The 16,416-nt window shown below is 47.2% G+C and carries 9 protein-coding genes; 3 read left to right on the top strand and 6 right to left on the bottom strand.

Annotation, left to right across the window (positions count from 1 at the left end; all coding sequences use genetic code 11):
• Positions 1–320 precede the first annotated feature (320 nt).
• Entirely contained in the window at positions 321–1,826 is a 1,506-nt protein-coding gene (locus tag M3629_RS15655; RefSeq protein WP_251508089.1) for an alpha-N-arabinofuranosidase, read from the bottom strand.
• A 181-nt stretch (positions 1,827–2,007) separates the two neighbouring features.
• Between M3629_RS15655 and M3629_RS15650 the strand changes: the two genes are divergently transcribed.
• Positions 2,008–2,928, top strand: a complete 921-nt coding sequence (locus tag M3629_RS15650; protein ID WP_373323223.1) for an ArsR/SmtB family transcription factor — start codon at positions 2,008–2,010, stop codon at positions 2,926–2,928.
• 77 nt (positions 2,929–3,005) lie between these two features.
• Here M3629_RS15650 and M3629_RS15645 read toward each other — a convergent pair whose 3' ends face one another.
• From M3629_RS15645 to M3629_RS15630, 4 genes are all read right to left on the bottom strand, one after another.
• Positions 3,006–3,833, bottom strand: coding sequence for a C40 family peptidase (locus M3629_RS15645; protein ID WP_251508087.1), 828 nt, complete (start codon positions 3,831–3,833; stop codon positions 3,006–3,008).
• Between the two features lie 542 nt (positions 3,834–4,375).
• A complete protein-coding gene (locus M3629_RS15640) occupies positions 4,376–7,651 on the bottom strand; it encodes a glycoside hydrolase family 48 protein (RefSeq protein ID WP_251508085.1) in 3,276 nt (1,091 codons plus the stop codon).
• A 96-nt stretch (positions 7,652–7,747) separates the two neighbouring features.
• On the bottom strand, positions 7,748–10,669 hold the full coding sequence (locus M3629_RS15635) for a glycoside hydrolase family 9 protein (RefSeq protein WP_251508083.1): 2,922 nt from the start codon (positions 10,667–10,669) through the stop codon (positions 7,748–7,750).
• 338 nt (positions 10,670–11,007) lie between these two features.
• Entirely contained in the window at positions 11,008–12,744 is a 1,737-nt protein-coding gene (locus M3629_RS15630) for a methyl-accepting chemotaxis protein (protein ID WP_251508081.1), read from the bottom strand.
• A gap of 367 nt (positions 12,745–13,111) precedes the next feature.
• On the opposite strand from M3629_RS15630, the gene M3629_RS15625 reads away from it, so the two are divergent.
• Complete coding sequence (locus tag M3629_RS15625; protein ID WP_251508079.1) at positions 13,112–14,137, top strand: LCP family protein; 1,026 nt, start codon at positions 13,112–13,114, stop codon at positions 14,135–14,137.
• A 116-nt stretch (positions 14,138–14,253) separates the two neighbouring features.
• Positions 14,254–15,495, top strand: coding sequence for an acyltransferase (locus tag M3629_RS15620; protein WP_251508077.1), 1,242 nt, complete (start codon positions 14,254–14,256; stop codon positions 15,493–15,495).
• 95 nt (positions 15,496–15,590) lie between these two features.
• On the opposite strand, the gene M3629_RS15615 is transcribed toward M3629_RS15620, so the two are convergent.
• Positions 15,591–16,325 carry a hypothetical protein gene (locus M3629_RS15615; protein WP_251508075.1) on the bottom strand — a complete coding sequence of 245 codons (735 nt, stop codon included), beginning with the start codon at positions 16,323–16,325 and terminating at the stop codon, positions 15,591–15,593.
• Positions 16,326–16,416: the final 91 nt, after the last annotated feature.

The following is a 16,416-nucleotide window of genomic DNA, read 5'->3' as shown; positions in this document are numbered from 1 at the left end:
ACTGGGGCACTCTACTGGGGCACTCTACTGGGGCACTCTACTGGGGCACTCTACTGGGGCACTCTACTGGGGCACTCTACTGGGGCACTCTACTGGGGCACTCTACTGGGGCACTCTACTGGGGCACAAAAAAACGGTATGCGAGTAGTCGCATACCGTTTTTTATTAAACATCGGCCTTACTTACCAACTTTAAACTCACCCTATTTCAGGTTGAGCCTACTTAAACGCTCGTGTTACTCCAACCTTATCTCACCAATATCTTACGATCTCGAAGCGCTACAGTGGTTTCTATGGCCTCTCAAAGCCACCGCAAGCCTCTTATTGCACCTTTAAACGAATCACGTTCCAGGATGCTTTCGCCAGACTCGCGGTGATGAGCGTATCGGATACTACTGCTCCTCCGCGATTATGTGGAACAACATTGTTAGGCTGTGCAGCGGTATTGACTGCTTTGAGGTCATCTGCTTCCAGAACGATGTGCTCGATCAGGCTGCATTTGCCGAAACTGCGCAGATCCACTTCAAGCGGCAGAGACTCTTGCAAGTGACGATTCACTGCGAATACGGTTACTTCTTCCTGCTCCTCGTTATGCACCGCGATCCCTTCCAGATAAGGAACATCCGTAATTTGTTTCGTATCGTATTTCGGTGACTGAATCAAAGGTACAAGTGCCGTACCACGGCCATATACAGATGCATGCATGAATGGATAGAAGATCGTCTGTCTCCAAGATGCTCCGCCCGTTTCCGTCATAATCGGAGCAATGACGTTGACAAGTTGCGCCAGACAAGCCATTTTGACCCGATCCGCATGTTTGAGCATACTAATCAACATACAACCCACCAAGAGTGCATCTTCATGATTATAAATATCCTCCAGCTGCGGGGGAGCAATCTGCCATGCGTCCATTTTGGAGTCATTCTCATGGGAGTGATACCAGACATTCCACTCATCAAAGGACAGATACATCGTCTTTTTGCTACGTTTCTTCGCTTTGATATAATCACATGTCGCTTTCACCGTATCGATGAAACGATCCATCTCCAACGAGCGTGCCAGGAAGGTTGGCGTATCATTATCCGGATTACCGTAATACTGGTGCAGAGACAGATACTCCACATGATCATACGTATGATCCAGGACCGTTGCTTCCCAGTCCGGGAATGATGGCATGCCCAGGTTCGAGCTTCCGCACGCGACGAGTTCAATCGTTGGATCCGTCCATTTCATGACTTTGGCTGCCTCCACGGCTGTACGTCCATATTCTTCCGCGGTCTTATGCCCAATCTGCCAAGGGCCATCCATTTCGTTGCCCAGACACCATGTCTTGATACCATGTGGCTGCTTATATCCATGTTTAATCCGAAGGTCGCTGTAATACGAACCTTCCGGATGGTTGCTGTATTCCACGATATTACGGGCAGCATCCGCACCGCGTGTTCCCAGGTTAACCGCCATCATCACTTCGGAGTTAGCCTGTTTAGCCCAATCCACAAATTCGTTAAAACCAAATTCATTGGTTTCAATCGTTCTCCATGCCAGATCCAGCCTGCGCTTCCGCTCAGATACAGGCCCAACACTATCCTCCCAATTGTAACCGGATACAAAATTACCACCTGGATAACGTACAATCGGCACATGAAGCTCCTTCACCATTTCCAGTACATCTGTACGGAACCCCTGCTCATTGGCTGAAGCATGCCCTGGCTCATAAATTCCGCCATATACAGCACGTCCCAGATGCTCAATGAATGAGCCATACAAACGTTTATCCACTTCACCAATTGTAAAATCTTTATCCACCGTCATTTTCGCTTTTTCCATGAATGATCTCATCTCCCTAAGATTAATATAAAAATTAATTGATATTCTATGGATCAACGTTCATATTTATATTAAAATCGATAACAACACATATTTCAACCCGAAATTCGAAAAATATTATTCTTTTCATTGAATTTATGTTTAACTTAATTCTATAAACGAAATTGGAGGAACATCTGTGATCAGAGCAAATACCGATGCCGAATGGCTCCCTTTATATGAAGCACTTGCCAGTGAAGTTCGGCTACAGATTATCCGCCTTGTGGCTGAGACACCAATGAATGTGAAAGATATAGCGGCATCCCTCGGACTGAGTAGCGCAATTGTTACCATGCATGTCCGCAAACTTCAAGATGTCGGCATTATTCAGTCCAAAATGGTACGCAAGGATGGCGGCACACATAAAATGAACAGCCTGGCTGTCGATTGGATTGGCATCTCCATGCCTCAAGAAACCGGAACATCCCGCAAGTTTCACGAGGTTTCCATCCCTGTCGGGCACTACACGCATTTTGACGTATATCCTACCTGCGGTTTAGCGACATCTGACCATGTCATTGGACAATATGATGATCCTCGTTATTTTTTGGACCCGGACCGGATGCATGCTCATATCTTGTGGATGGGGCGCGGATTTGTCGAGTATAAAATTCCAAACTACGTGTTAACCGGGCAGCAGATTGACGCCATTGAGCTGTCACTGGAGATCGGATCAGAAGCCCCTTCCGTTAATCCAAACTGGCCTTCAGATATTACGTTCACATTGAACGGCATTCGTTTAGGGGAATGGACCAGCCCCGGTGACTCCGGCAATGGACGCGGCATATTCACGCCTGACTGGTGGAGTGATATCGTTAATCAGTATGGCATGCTTAAAGTGTTACGCATAACCCATGAAGGCACGTTCATCGATGGACAGCATCTGTCGAGTATCACACTCGCTGACATTCCAGTGGAACGCAATCAGTGGACGCTACGTCTCTCTGTAGAGGAAGATGCTCGGCATGTAGGCGGGATGACCCTGTATGGTGAAGGATTTGGTAACTACAATCAAGACATTTTGTTCCGATTGTTCTATCACGATGGAATAGCACCTTTGTAAACTAAAGCACAAAAAAACACCTTTCATTTGTCAAAATAACGGTCAAATGAAAGGTATTTTAATTTTATGTCACTGTCCTACAACGCACTGCCTCCGAACAGGAAGCGGGATTCCCAGTGCTTGCCGGCAATATCACTTACTGTCACACCGCCGCCAGCGTTGGAGTATGTATGCAATATTTTACCATTCCCCAAATAAATACCCGTATGTGTAATCGTCGCCCGAGATTTGTTCACGCCACTGTAGGCTGATGCAGAAGTGCCTTTGTAAGACATAAAGTACATGAGATCACCACGTTTCAGGTTCTTCCAATTCGTTGTGACCGTACCTTTCTTCTTCACATAATCTCCTTGTTGGCGTGAGTCTGCCGGAAGTGTAATGCCAAGTCCGTCAATAAAAGCTCGCCTTACAAAGCTGGAACAGTCAAACGTTGCCGTACTGTCGCGATCCGATGCATATTTATAGGGTGTCCCCATGTATTTCATTCCGGCCGCAATAACCTTCTCTACTGCAACACTTCCCTGACTTGTTGAGCCCTGACTAGAACCCGAGCCACTTGAACCGCTAGTCGTGCCCGTATTGCCTGTTGTTGATCCACCGCTTATCGCTTGTGTGTATTTGGATGAAGACGAGATATAACCTGTCCGATTAGAAGCATCTTTGATTTTATACCAATCCGATCCGGATTGCTCAAGCACAGTTAATGTTTCTCCTTTGGAAACCATACGAATGACTTTACCAGATGACGCTGGTGAGGTTCGAAGGTTTACACCCCAGATGACTTCTACTTTCGATTGATCTGCCGCTGCTGCGGATACCTGTCCTGTGAGCGCTGCCGTTGTTAGACTTCCCATCAGCATTGCTGCTGTTACACTTGCCGTAACAATGGTATTCTTCCAGTTCATGATGTCGTGTCCCTCCGGATATTACAAAATTTTAACCAAGAAGCCATCTTCCCGGCTCGCCTTATTGTAAACGGGCATTCTCTAACGTTCATCAGCCCAAAGTCCTGCAAGGGTTTAGACAAGTGTGAGCACTAAGGATCAGGGAAAACGTTCTTCGACTGGAAAAATAGAGCATACCCTACACGGAATGAACGGTTAATTTTTTGTAACTAATTGATACACCTTAGATTTCCACGTTTTGGTCAGGCAGACCTTTGCTGCACGCGCATGCAACCTATGCACTAGATTTTAATATTTCTCCTCATCTAACTGGAAAACATTACTACGTTTCATTTCGCTTCAATCTGGAATCCCTCTTTCACAAATGAAAATAAATGGATTTAAATCGTTGAACACGAGAAAAAACCGGGGATTTCTCCCCGGCCTTTCATCGGAAGTATACTCACCAGCAGATTGGAATAAAAGATCAGACTTTCCGTTCCCGGCCCCAATTCCTGAAACTAACCCTTTCCCTTCATTCCATGCTCCGCTTGCTGATTCAATTATGGCTCCATTCCCCATACCTTCACGCCATCCTGGTATGCTGTTACTTTTGTCCATGCACCAAATGCGGTTTGTGTAGCGTCGAAGGAGTAATCATTCGATTGATCAAAATTCGTCCAGTTGTTTTTGGACGAGCGTGTTTGAATGATTCCTGTCTCAGCCCCAGCAGCCAAACTACCTGCCCCAGCAGTGAAGCTGATCTCCAGATACGTATCTGCGGTTCCTTTTGCCGGCTCCACAGCTACGAATTTGCCCTGCACGTTGGCACTGCCAACCTGTGCATAGTCACACCAGAAGCTCAGATCAGCGGCACTATCTTTCGTAAAGTAATAACGAAGTTTCACTTTACTCAAATCAATGGCCGTCGTACCTGTATTCTTCACATTGAATTGTGGTGTAAGTGAGTTGCCTGAAGCCCCCGAGCCTCCATTGCGATACTGCACTTCAAGTGTTCCTGTTGAAATCGGAGCAGCCATTGGTGTCAACACAATCACATTCGAGTTCGTCTGTCCATCGGCATTGATGGCAACCACTCTGTAGTTGTAAGCCGTACCATTCACTGCTGTTGCATCGGTATACGTCAGTGCCGTCAGCCCTGTCGCAAGATTGGTATACGCACCTGTACCTATCGAACGCTGCACGTTATAGGTTGCCGCTCCGGTTGAAGCCGTCCAGTTCAGCACAGCTTTTGCATCCCCTGCTGTTCCACTCAGGGTAAAGGCTCCTGGTATAGCTACTCCGGCCTGCGGAGTTGCTGTAACCTGCGCAGATGGCGCGGACTCACCAGCACTATTTACAGCGGTAATGACATAATAGTATGCTTTTCCATTCGTCAGTCCGGTGTCTGTAAACGTAGAACCGCTAACGCCAGTTGCTACAGAAGTATACGGGCCACCGTTCACTTCGGCACGTTTTACGGTATAGGAAGTTGCTCTCGCCGCAGCATTCCAGTTCAAGACCACTTGTTTGTCACCGCCTGCAGCAGTTACACCTGCAGGAGCGGCAGGTGCTTCCACGCCTGGTGTTTCGCTGTCACCAAGGAGACGGTCGAACTCTCCATAAGCGGTAGCCATATCAACCTGTGACCAGAAACGGTGATACGTAAAGGTCGGTGCACCATTTTCCCACTGCTTCGTGGTCGGGTTGTAAGATGTTTTGTACTTGTTCTCCAGATAAGCCCAAGCCGGATCTTGCTTGATCGCAGGACGCAGATCGGAGTATCCGATGTACACGCCATTTCCGCCTTTTGCCGGATCGGAAGGTACACCTGCTGTGCCTGGGATGGTATTACCTTGACCGAACGTACCCGTCCAGTTCGCCGGGAGATAGATCTCTTTCGCGAAGTAACGGAAGTAATCTTTACGCTCTTCCTCTGTAACGATACCTACTCCGTCATTGTAATCCCAAGCTGTATCGAGCAACGTCTGAGCCAAGTCTTTGGCTTCCTGACCTTTCACACTGAGCGTACCGTTCTCTGCCTCCGTTCCAGCTGCGAAGAACGTCAATGCTTTGATATAACTTCCCAGTACCCCTGTATCCTGTACTGGATCTTTAGTAATGGCATGGAAGTTTGGATTATTCGTATAGGTGCTGAATCCATTCCATTTATCCGGCTGTCCTTGCCATTCCTGACCACCTGGAATCCAGAACTCGCCTGGAGCCGGAGTTGTTGCTACCTGAACATTTTTTCCACCGAGAATACGCTGTCCTGCAGCATTCAAATAGTAGCCTTGAGCATCCGTTACAGGGCGCTCACCAGCAAACACATAATCTTTGGTCCAGTCCACCCATTTTGTAATGACCTGTTTAGCCATTTTGAAGTTCTCAGAGGTCAAGTCACCGCTCTCTGCCAAGATGTAATACATCTCCGCCACACGCTCCAGCGGCCATGCCTGGAATCCGAACCACGTGTTGGAATCCGGGTCGCGATATACTGGTGCTTCCTGATAAGCCATATCATAGAACGTGCTCACACCTGCCGGGTAAGATGCGTAGGAACCACCAATGCTGTTGGTTGCCCCGCCGCCAACTGCACCTTCATGGGATTGCAGCCATGTGTAGAATTCGAGCTGACGTTTTAACGTCGCATTCCAGTCCGCTTTGGCTGTAGGTGACTCTGGAATCAAGCCGCCTGCCGGATCAGACAGGGCATATGCTGCAACCGGGTTTTGATAGGCTTGGTGCGTGTGACTTGCCCCAATACGCCATGCCCAATCCCCGCCTTGACCCAATCCACCGCCCCATGACGTATACCAAGCCATGAGATACATGTTGGAGTCTTTACCTGTACCTGGGGTTGGTGTACCGTTCTTCGCACTGCCGACCTTCTGGAAATACTTGTCGTACATCCCGTACCGCAGATAGTCACCCATCTTTTTCGCTTTATCAAGATACTCCGTATTGTTATAGCCCATCTCTTTCGCCCAGTACAGTACCTGTACTGCACGCGCATCCGCATCCGTTGCATTGGTATAACGCCACTGTGCCGATGGTGCCTGATTTTCCTTCGTAAACAGACTCATGAACCCTTCGCCTGCTTTACCAAATGATTTATCATCCTGGGATGGATGAGGAACAGCCTCCCACACGGACTCCTGCTCCCCACGCTGGAACGTATTCACATACGTTGTTGTATGAGAAGGATTCAGCAGATTTCCGTATCCATACCAGTCATCCACGTCGATCAGCCAGTGCATCAGATACGTCTGATTATTACCATAGGTTGCCTTGAGCTCGGCATCGAGTGGGTCCTTACCTGCTGCATACTGACCATTCAGATTGGAAGGATACTGGTCAGGGAATGGTTTTTCCGCTGCATATGTTGCAGGACTGTTCGGATTATAGAAACTCATCGTTGGTTGCTCTTCCTTGCCGTCCCCTTCATTCACCGGAATAATGTACTTCTCCATGTTATCCCAGGCTGCTTCCAGTTTGCTCCAATCGCCCGTGTAGTGACCATACATCGTTTCTAGCCACAACCAGTAACTGTACGCCTCCGACGTAGACATATGTCCATAATCCGGTGCCTCACTCAGCAACGTTTCAATGGAGTGATAAGGAATCCCTTCTGGAGAAAAGTATCCGTTCGCCGGGTCTTTTAATTGACCGTATAATTGCAAAAAGCGAGCTTCATTCACTCCATCGGCCTGAATTTCAATCGCCTGATCGGCAGCATGTGCCGTTTCAGGACCAGCCCAGAGTCCCGTGTATCCCGTCAGCATGACGGTTCCTGCCAGCATGGCAGTTAAACTCTTTTTTGCAGCTGTTTTCAACATGAATATATACCTCCCTGGAATAGTGGAAATTTAATATCGATGCTGCTGGTCTGCCCATGCTGTTCTTTGGCCTCTTGCCTGTCAAAGTTCTTTGATTTACGGCTCCAGCCCCCATACTTGGGTACTGCCTTGATACGCGGTCACTTTGTTCCATGCAGCAAAAGCAGTCTTGGAACCATCATAGGAGTAGTCATTGCTCTGATCGAAGTTACTCCAGTTATTTTTTGAAAAACGTCCCTGAATCACGCCCGTTTCTGCTCCGGCTGCCAAACTTCCCGCTCCAGAGGTAAAACTGATCTCCAGGTACGTATCCGCCGTTCCTTTTGCCGGATTCACGTTCACAAACTTGCCTTGCACATTGGCTGTACCCACCACGGCGTAATCACACCAGAAGGTCAGATCCTCTGTGCCATCTTTGGTAAAGTAGTACCGGATTTTCACCGTGCTCAAATCAATAGGCTGTGTGCCTGTGTTCTTCACATTAAACTGGGGGGTTACCGCATTGCTGGAATTCCCGGACCCTCCGCTTCGATACTGCACTTCCAGCGTACCCGTTGACACAGGCGGTCCCGAAGGTGTCAGTACAACCACGTTAGATAACGATTGCCCACTTGCGTTTACGGCAACAACCCGGTAACTATACGCAGTTCCGTTAAGCGCTGTGTTGTCCGTGTAGGTCAACACAGTCAGCCCAGTCGCTATATCCGCATACGTACCATTGACAGTAGCACGTTGTACCTTGTAGCTGGCAGCTCCAGATGCCGCTGTCCATGACAACACCGTTTGATTGTTGCCTGCTGTTCCACTTAAAGTAAGAGCCCCTGGCACACTTGAACCGGCCTGCGGCGTCCCAGGCACTTGAACAGAAGCTGGCGATTCCCCGGCTGTATTGACAGCGGTCACCACGTAATAATACGTCTTGCCATTCGTCAATCCTGTGTTGGTGTACGTCAATCCATTCACACCTGTCGCAACGGTTGTGTACGGGCCACCACTAACCTCGGCACGCTTCACCGTGTACGATACAGCCCCAGCGGAGGCAGTCCAGTTCAGCGTCACCTGATTGTTGCCAGGCGAAGCTTGCACTCCAGTAGGAGCGACTGGCACGGTCACGGGTGTAACACCCGGCTCCTGTCCATATACCTTCACTCCAGCATCATATACAGGAATGTGTGCACTTTTTACCGGAGTTCCTGTCGTCAGGTTCTGGTAGGAAGGATCATTCGCTGGATTCCATGCCCCTTGCGGTCCGGTAATCCGGAACTGAACTTCCTTGCGATAATTCCCCTCTCCGCCTGGATAAATTTTGGTATTACTGAAGTCTGCTGTAACGGCGTAGATCCGTTTGGCGGCATCCACGACGACAGGTTGAGAAACGGTTGCACCTTCAGTAGAGGATACTGTGACTTGAACATCGGATACGGTGCGTCCCGCAGCATACACTTCACTCAAATCGATGAAATATTTGAAGGAAAGCTTATCTCCCATCCGTGCAGGCCAACCTGAGCGGTTGTTAAGCAATGCGCGGATTTCCGTATAATTGGAGCCTGATGACCGCACAGCAGCTTCTACAAAGTACTCGTCACCTTTGACTTCAGGAGCAGGGAAATTCGCCAGAGGTTGATGATTCTGTCCATAGAGCAGATTCATCTTGGCGAGTGCACCCGTGAAGCCCGCATTATAATCCGTCGCCACCTCATTGCTCACATAGTCCGAGATATCGTCCGTATATTGATCTGACGCATTTGGTCCTCCCACCATGGCGCCGTATAAAATATGACGGTGATTTGCCGGAATATCTTCATTGTTCATCCATGAACTATGAGCGGTACGATGATGCGGATGCTGTGGCGGATTTTTTCCGTACCCCACAACATAACTGCTCTGACGAGGATTATCTCCTAAAATGTAATTCATCTGTGAAGTCGCAAAATTTTGATATCTGGATTTTTTCACAGGGTCACTAACCCAATCGGAGTACACGAATGCAATGAATGCTGCGTTCGCCGTATACCGGAGTGAACCCCACTGATCCAGCCACGCCAATCCGCCCGGGGTGTAGGTCACACGCCCTCCATTCGTGCCAACCGTCCAGTAATCGAGATTGCGCTCGGTTGATTGGATGAACTTTGTTGCCTCCGGCATATTTAAACTGGAGGTAATTCGGGCAAGCAGAATCTGGGCACCGTAATGTTTACTATCCCAGCCCTGTGTCCAGGTATAGGGCCAGTTCGCGGAATTTCCGCTTGTAGACCACCGATCTGCAGCTGCCATCGCCTTGGACAAGTAAGCGTTATCATTAGTAGCTAAGTAAAGCCATGCTCCGCCCCAGGCAAGCTCATCTTCATATCCCGTCCACGAATTATAAAATGCAGCAGCATCGGTAATACAATCGGTGTATTTTCCCCGATATGTATCTGCAAAGTTGTACAGTTCTTTCGCATGCTGAAGCATCTTCGCCGAGTAGGTTGGATCATCATCCGCAAATACGATGGACGCCGCCGCCAGTGCAGCAGCGGTTTCTGCCGCCAGATCACTTCCCGGACAGGAAGCATCGATCTTGAACGAAGGCCGGTTCATCTGCATTACCTCTGCAGGTCCCCACCAAGCATGATCGATATTGCCGCCTCCGACTTGTCCCCATAATTCATTTGGTTTGGTATGCGCTTTCATAAAATAGTCGGTTGCCCACCGAATATTGTCCTTGATCTCCTCTAATTGTCCAGCTTGCTCATAGCCATCGGCATACTCGACGACAGACCAAGCCAGCATCGTTGCAGAAGCTGCCATTGGAAAGCCGAATTTCACATGATCTCCGGCATCATACCAGCCGCCGGTCAGATCGACACCGACATCGGCGCCGTCCTGCAGTCCCGAGTCGCCCCGCCATTCAACCCGATTATTGGCAGGCAACGGGCCTGAGCGTTGCGCTTCATAGAAATAGATAGCCTTCTGTAGTGCTTCGGCATAGTTATGATCTCCGGCGGCCGCATCCGCCTGACGTAATCCTGTATTCATAGAAAAGCTCCCTGCGAGAAGTCCTGCCGATAACGTTACCATAGCAACGCGTCTCCACCAGCGCCCTTTCATAAATCATGTTCATCTCCTTTTCTCGAAAGTTCCAGATGAATGCTTCCCAATATTCTGAGTGACCTCGCTCCTCTCCATGGTGGTAACTCCATGTAATTTCCACCATTAATTACCATTATAGTCGTTTGTTTGACTTGAAATATCAACATTGGTGACTTCTGAAATAACATTGTTGTGACTTGATCAGCGTGATATGACAAAAAAGCTGTTTCTGCACCGGACATGCCGGGAAGAAACAGCTTTTTTTGACGATCTGCTTTTGCAATCTATACTTTGAATTTGTTCACTTGTCCCTGCAATTCCTCCGCCATTTTGGATAACAATCCAGCTGAGGAAGCAATCTCTTCCATCGAAGCTAGCTGCTCTTCGGTTGCAGCAGATACGTTGTGTACAGAACCCGCGGCTTCCGAAGCAATATTGGAGATTTGACCTACGTAACTTACAACCTCATTTGTGCTAGCTGACATCTCCTCAGAACCGGCAGATACTTCTTGAATCTCACCAGCGACCTTGTTGGCAGCGTCCGAAATCTGTTCGAAGGCTTGGCCAGCTGCAGCCACCAATTCAATGCCGGCTTCTGTTTCATTACTGTTTACTTTCACAGCTTGTACCGCATGATCCGTATCTTGCTGAATCAGTTGTACAATCTGTGTGATCTGCTGTGCAGAAGCGGAGGATTCTTCCGCCAGCTTGCGCACCTCTCCCGCAACGACAGCAAAACCTCTACCGTGCTCCCCTGCTCTTGCCGCTTCAATCGCCGCATTCAAAGCGAGCAAATTGGTTTGACGAGCAATGTTATTGATTACTTCAGTGATCGTACCAATCTCGGCAGAACGTTCGCCGAGTCCTGTAACCAGTTCTCTCAAGGAAGCGATGGAGTTACGAACCGATCCCATCTGTTCAACCGCTTGCTGAATGATTTTGTTTCCTTCCGATGATTGATTCGCCGCATCCACAGCGGATACGGATACACTTTGAGCCAGTTCGGCAATCTGTTCTGAACCCAAAGCCATCTCATTCATCGCCTGCGAAGAACGCTTCACAATATCAACCTGATTCGATGTTCCTACAGACAATTCTTCCACGGTTTCAGTAATTTGCTCTGAAGCTTTTGCGTTTTGCTCTGCACTTGCGAGAAGTTCTTCGGATGAAGCCGCAACTTGCTCCGATGTTTCCGATACGGATTGAATCATCGAACGCAGATTTTGACTCATTGTATTGAAGGATTCTGCCAGGACACCCAGCTCATCCCGGTTCTTCAATGTAATTGCCTCACCTGTCAGGTCACCTTCAGCAATCGCTGCGGCAGCTTCACTCATCTTTTTAACCGGACGAGAGATCATACTTGCGATGAAAAGTGCAATGAATAAGGATAGCAATGTTGCAACAATCGCTACAACTAAAATGATTGTAAATGCGTTCTCAGCAAGTTTAACAGATCCGGCAGAAATTTCTTTCGCTCCGTTATTGCCAAGGTCAATTAATTTCATAATATTATCGTTAGCTGTATACCACAATGGATAGGCTGCAGTATGTAGCTTGCTAGACGTTTCATAATCATTTTTGAGACCATATTCGATGAATTCAGGCATTTTTTGCAAATAAGAATCATAATTCGTAGAAAACTGTTCGTACAGTTGCTCTGCTTCAGGATTACCCTTTATTAAAGTAAGCAATTGTTTGCGCTCATCTTCCATTTTAGCAAGCAGTACTTTTAAAGCTTCATTCAGTTTCTCCGTTTCACTTGGGTTCTGTTCTACTATGATCGCTAGTCCCAGTCTTTCGACATCAGATATATCACCGTTCATAATTCCAAGCAAGGTTACACTTGGCATCCAAGTCTTATCAATCTGTCTTGATTTGTCAGCCATTGTAAACACTTGTGTTAGTGTGTACACGCTAACAAAGATAAGCAGTGCCAAAACAATCAAGAAACCAGTTAACAATTTGCTGCGAATCGAAAATTTCACTTTTCTCAATGCGTTCCCCCGCATTTTTCCCATATGCCCACTCCTCCAACTTCCTCCAATAAACTAGTACATCTATATAATATATCGACATAGATATTCTTCGAGTGAATATATGAAATCTTAATTTCGAGAAAGTTTCTCTTAACAATGAAATAAGTATATTTAATAGACTATATTTTCATTGAACTAACCGAAGTAGATATTCACTCCCTGCGGATAGTCACGAATTTCCCAAAAAGTAGAAAAACCCCTTAAATGAGTGTTACAACCTCAACCAACGAACTATTCGTAAAACAATATTGAATTTATATGTATTTTCGGAATCAAGGAGGACATTTTGCTTTCTTTTTGTTAAACTAGTTTGGGGTGTCTATCAGTTCTACATAAGAAAGGTGAGATTATGTTAAAAAAATGGTTATGGGGTACAGCCCTGACCTTGGCTCTTGTGGTAACAGGTGTCATTGTCTACTACGGATATTCAATCGTTCATTTTGCCAATAGCATTTCGACCGCAGCATCTAGCGATTCACCTGCTTCGAACCTTGATTCAAACCACACGGAAAGCTCGGATACACCCAAGGTCGTCATTCCGAAATGGGATGGCAAGGAGAGAGTAAATATCTTGTTAATTGGTGGTGACTCAAGAGGTGATGACGCAGGGCGTTCGGACTCGGTGATGGTCGCTTCAATTGACCCGGTTTCGAAGAAAGCTCACTTATTCTCTGTGCTTCGTGACACTTATGTTGCGATTCCAGGCCATGGGAAAAGCCGTCTTAACGCTGCCTTCTCCTATGGAGGAGCCGAATTAACCAAACAGACGGTTAGCGATCTGCTCGGTATACCGATTCAGCATTATGTCTACACGGACTTCACAGGCTTCATGGCTCTCGTTGATGCGCTGGATGGGATTGATATTGATGTGGAAAAAGATATGTATTACACGAGCAAAGCGGATAAACACATGTATGATATTGATTTGAAAAAAGGGCTGCAACATATGGATGGCAAGACAGCCCTCCAGTATGTCCGTTTCCGGCATGATGCAACCTCCGATTTCACACGTACAGAGCGTCAGCGCATCTTTATGACCGAACTTGCCAAGAAGATGCAGAGCACCACTTCGCTCTTTAAAATCCCTGAGATGCTGGAAGCCATTGCTCCTTATATCAAAACAGATCTGAGCCCGACCCAAATGCTGAAGCTCGCTTCACTCGGCTTTGATATTCGTGTGAACGAGATCGACCAGCAGCAGATTCCACCGAACAAGTTGCTTACAAATGAGCGGGCTGGATCTGCTCAGGTATTAGGTGTGAATGTGCCCAAGCTTCAAGCTTACATTCAGAAGTTATTTGAAGAAGATAACCAGTCTTCCTCTGATAGCTCAGTAACTGGAGAATCAAATGAGGAACTATCACATCATAACTAGTAAAAAGACGGCTTAGGCCGTCTTTTTTTGATTCCTTTTTTCGCCATTTAATGCAGCCTTAATGTTTGGAGGGTAGTCTTATATGATGACCCTGGCTACATAAGGGAGGAATGGAAATGAAAAAGCCGAAAATAGCCGAATGGACCGAACTTCGCGGATTAGCTTTTCTGGCTATCGTCATGCAGCATAACATTGCTGAATACATCTATCGGCCAGATATTGAGCAACCTGATTCCGTGATGCTGACCATGATTTATCATTTGACAAGGTTTGGCACACCTACTTTTGTATTTCTGTCGGGTGTGTTGTTGTTCTATCACCATCGCCATACGAAGCCGGATTATCCCCGCTTCATCGGGAAGCGATTTGGTGATATTTATATGCCTTTCTTCATATGGACGCTCATCTACTGGTTAGCTGTACGTGTGTTTACTCCTACGTTCTGGACTTCCGGTATGCCGGATCTGGGAAGCTTTGTACATGAGCTATTTATACCGCAGACAGGATATCACCTGTGGTTTGTGCTGATGGTGTTCCAATTTTATATCCTGTTTCCTTTATTTCTCGCGGGGGCTCATGCTGTTCGTAAAAGGCTCGATAACCTCAAGCGTTCTACGCCGAAACAGGTGACGTTAACCATCATACTCGTTGCAGCCCTATTTTATCTCTGGCTTATGAAATGGTCTTATTATGATATGGCTGACTGGACACAATGGTGGCCAGAGCCCTGGTCTAGCATGCTGGAATATCGTTCATATTCATGGCTCATGTATTGGTTCTACTTTTTCCTTGGCGCGGTATGCGCCTGGACGGTGGAAAGCTGGAGGAATTGGACGATGAGAATGCTCCCTTGCATGATTGCGGTCTTTGTCGCGATGTATATCTGGATGGGGTACGCTGTACTGCGCGGGTCAGAAGATACGATGAACCTCAATATCTCTACGTACCTAAAACCTAGTACGTTCATCAGTATTATGGCTCAGATGCTTATGCTCTACGGTTTCCTTGTTCTGCTACATGGTAAAAACCTATGGTTTCAGCGTCTTCTCACTTGGATTGGACGCTACTCCTTCGGCGGTTATCTAGTCCATGCCTTGGTGATTTATGCCATCGCATATGTTACCAGACCGTTGCACCTTAGCGGGTGGCATCTGCCTGTAACGATAATCTCATTCATGGTCACCGCCGTGACTGCACTTGGAATCAGTTGGACATTATCCAAACTGCCAGGCTCTCGTTTTTGGGTTGGATTAACACGTAGAAAGGCCCGTCAAGCTACTTTTTTTAGCAATTCATTGACGGGTTCTGGAAGACGTACTCAGAATCAAAATTCACCCCTTAGGCCCTCAGACATGTAAAAGCAGACAAAGAGCGTTCTCCCCTGCGGAGGACGCTCTTGAACATTCTTACTCATCTTGTGCAGTAGTTTATTTACCTCGTTCTATGAAGTCGATCATCTCACTTCGGTTGAGGTGGATCGACCGGGCACGAGTCCCGGATGAACTGGAACGGAATGACTATGGTGCTTTTGATGAACAAATCTTTGCAGATCACCCGTTAATTGTTCTTTTAACTGATTTACCAACTGCGTTTCACTGATGCCCTTCGCTTGCGCAATTTCAACCAAAGACTTGCCCGCATGCAGTTGTTCTTGCAATTGTTCAGGTGAAATCCCGATAAATTTCGCTATTGCCCCTTTGTCTACCATGGAATGATTCCCATGGTGCGTAAATTCACGCCGTAATTCGGTAAGCGGGGTATTCACTACCTTTTTTAACTTCCCATCCATATTGGCTTTCGCTGCCGCAGCTTGTTCCTTGGTAAGGCAACCTTCTTTAACGGCCAGATCCAAGCGCTCTGACAGCGTGGGTTTTAGTTTTTGGAGTAACTGTTCTTCACTGAGTCCTTTGCGTTCCTTCGCGATCTGAGCCAAGGTTTTGCCAAGTTGCATCTGCTGCTTCAAATCACGGAGTCCAATTCCGAGCAAATCGGCTGTTTCTCCGATCATAAACAGACCATGGCCTGCATGCATACAAGGCTTTTTGTTTCCTCCGACAGACTCAATCAGGTTTTCATCTTGCCGCTCCACAGGAGAAGCGGGATCAGCTAATACGATTTGACCTGGTGCAACAGCGAACATGATAACAGCTGCGCTGGCGGCCAGCCACGATTTCCAATGTATCCTCATTGTTTATCCACCTTTCCTGTCTCTATATCCTCTTTCTTCTTAGTCTCAGCCCAAATTACAACTTTTTATGCTATAAAATCCAAAATGTCAT

This window comes from Paenibacillus polysaccharolyticus (assembly GCF_023714295.1).
Classification (GTDB): Bacteria; Bacillota; Bacilli; order Paenibacillales; family Paenibacillaceae; genus Paenibacillus; species Paenibacillus polysaccharolyticus_A.
Note: the sequence above shows the minus strand (reverse complement) of the source record. Positions and strands in the feature narration are given on the sequence as shown.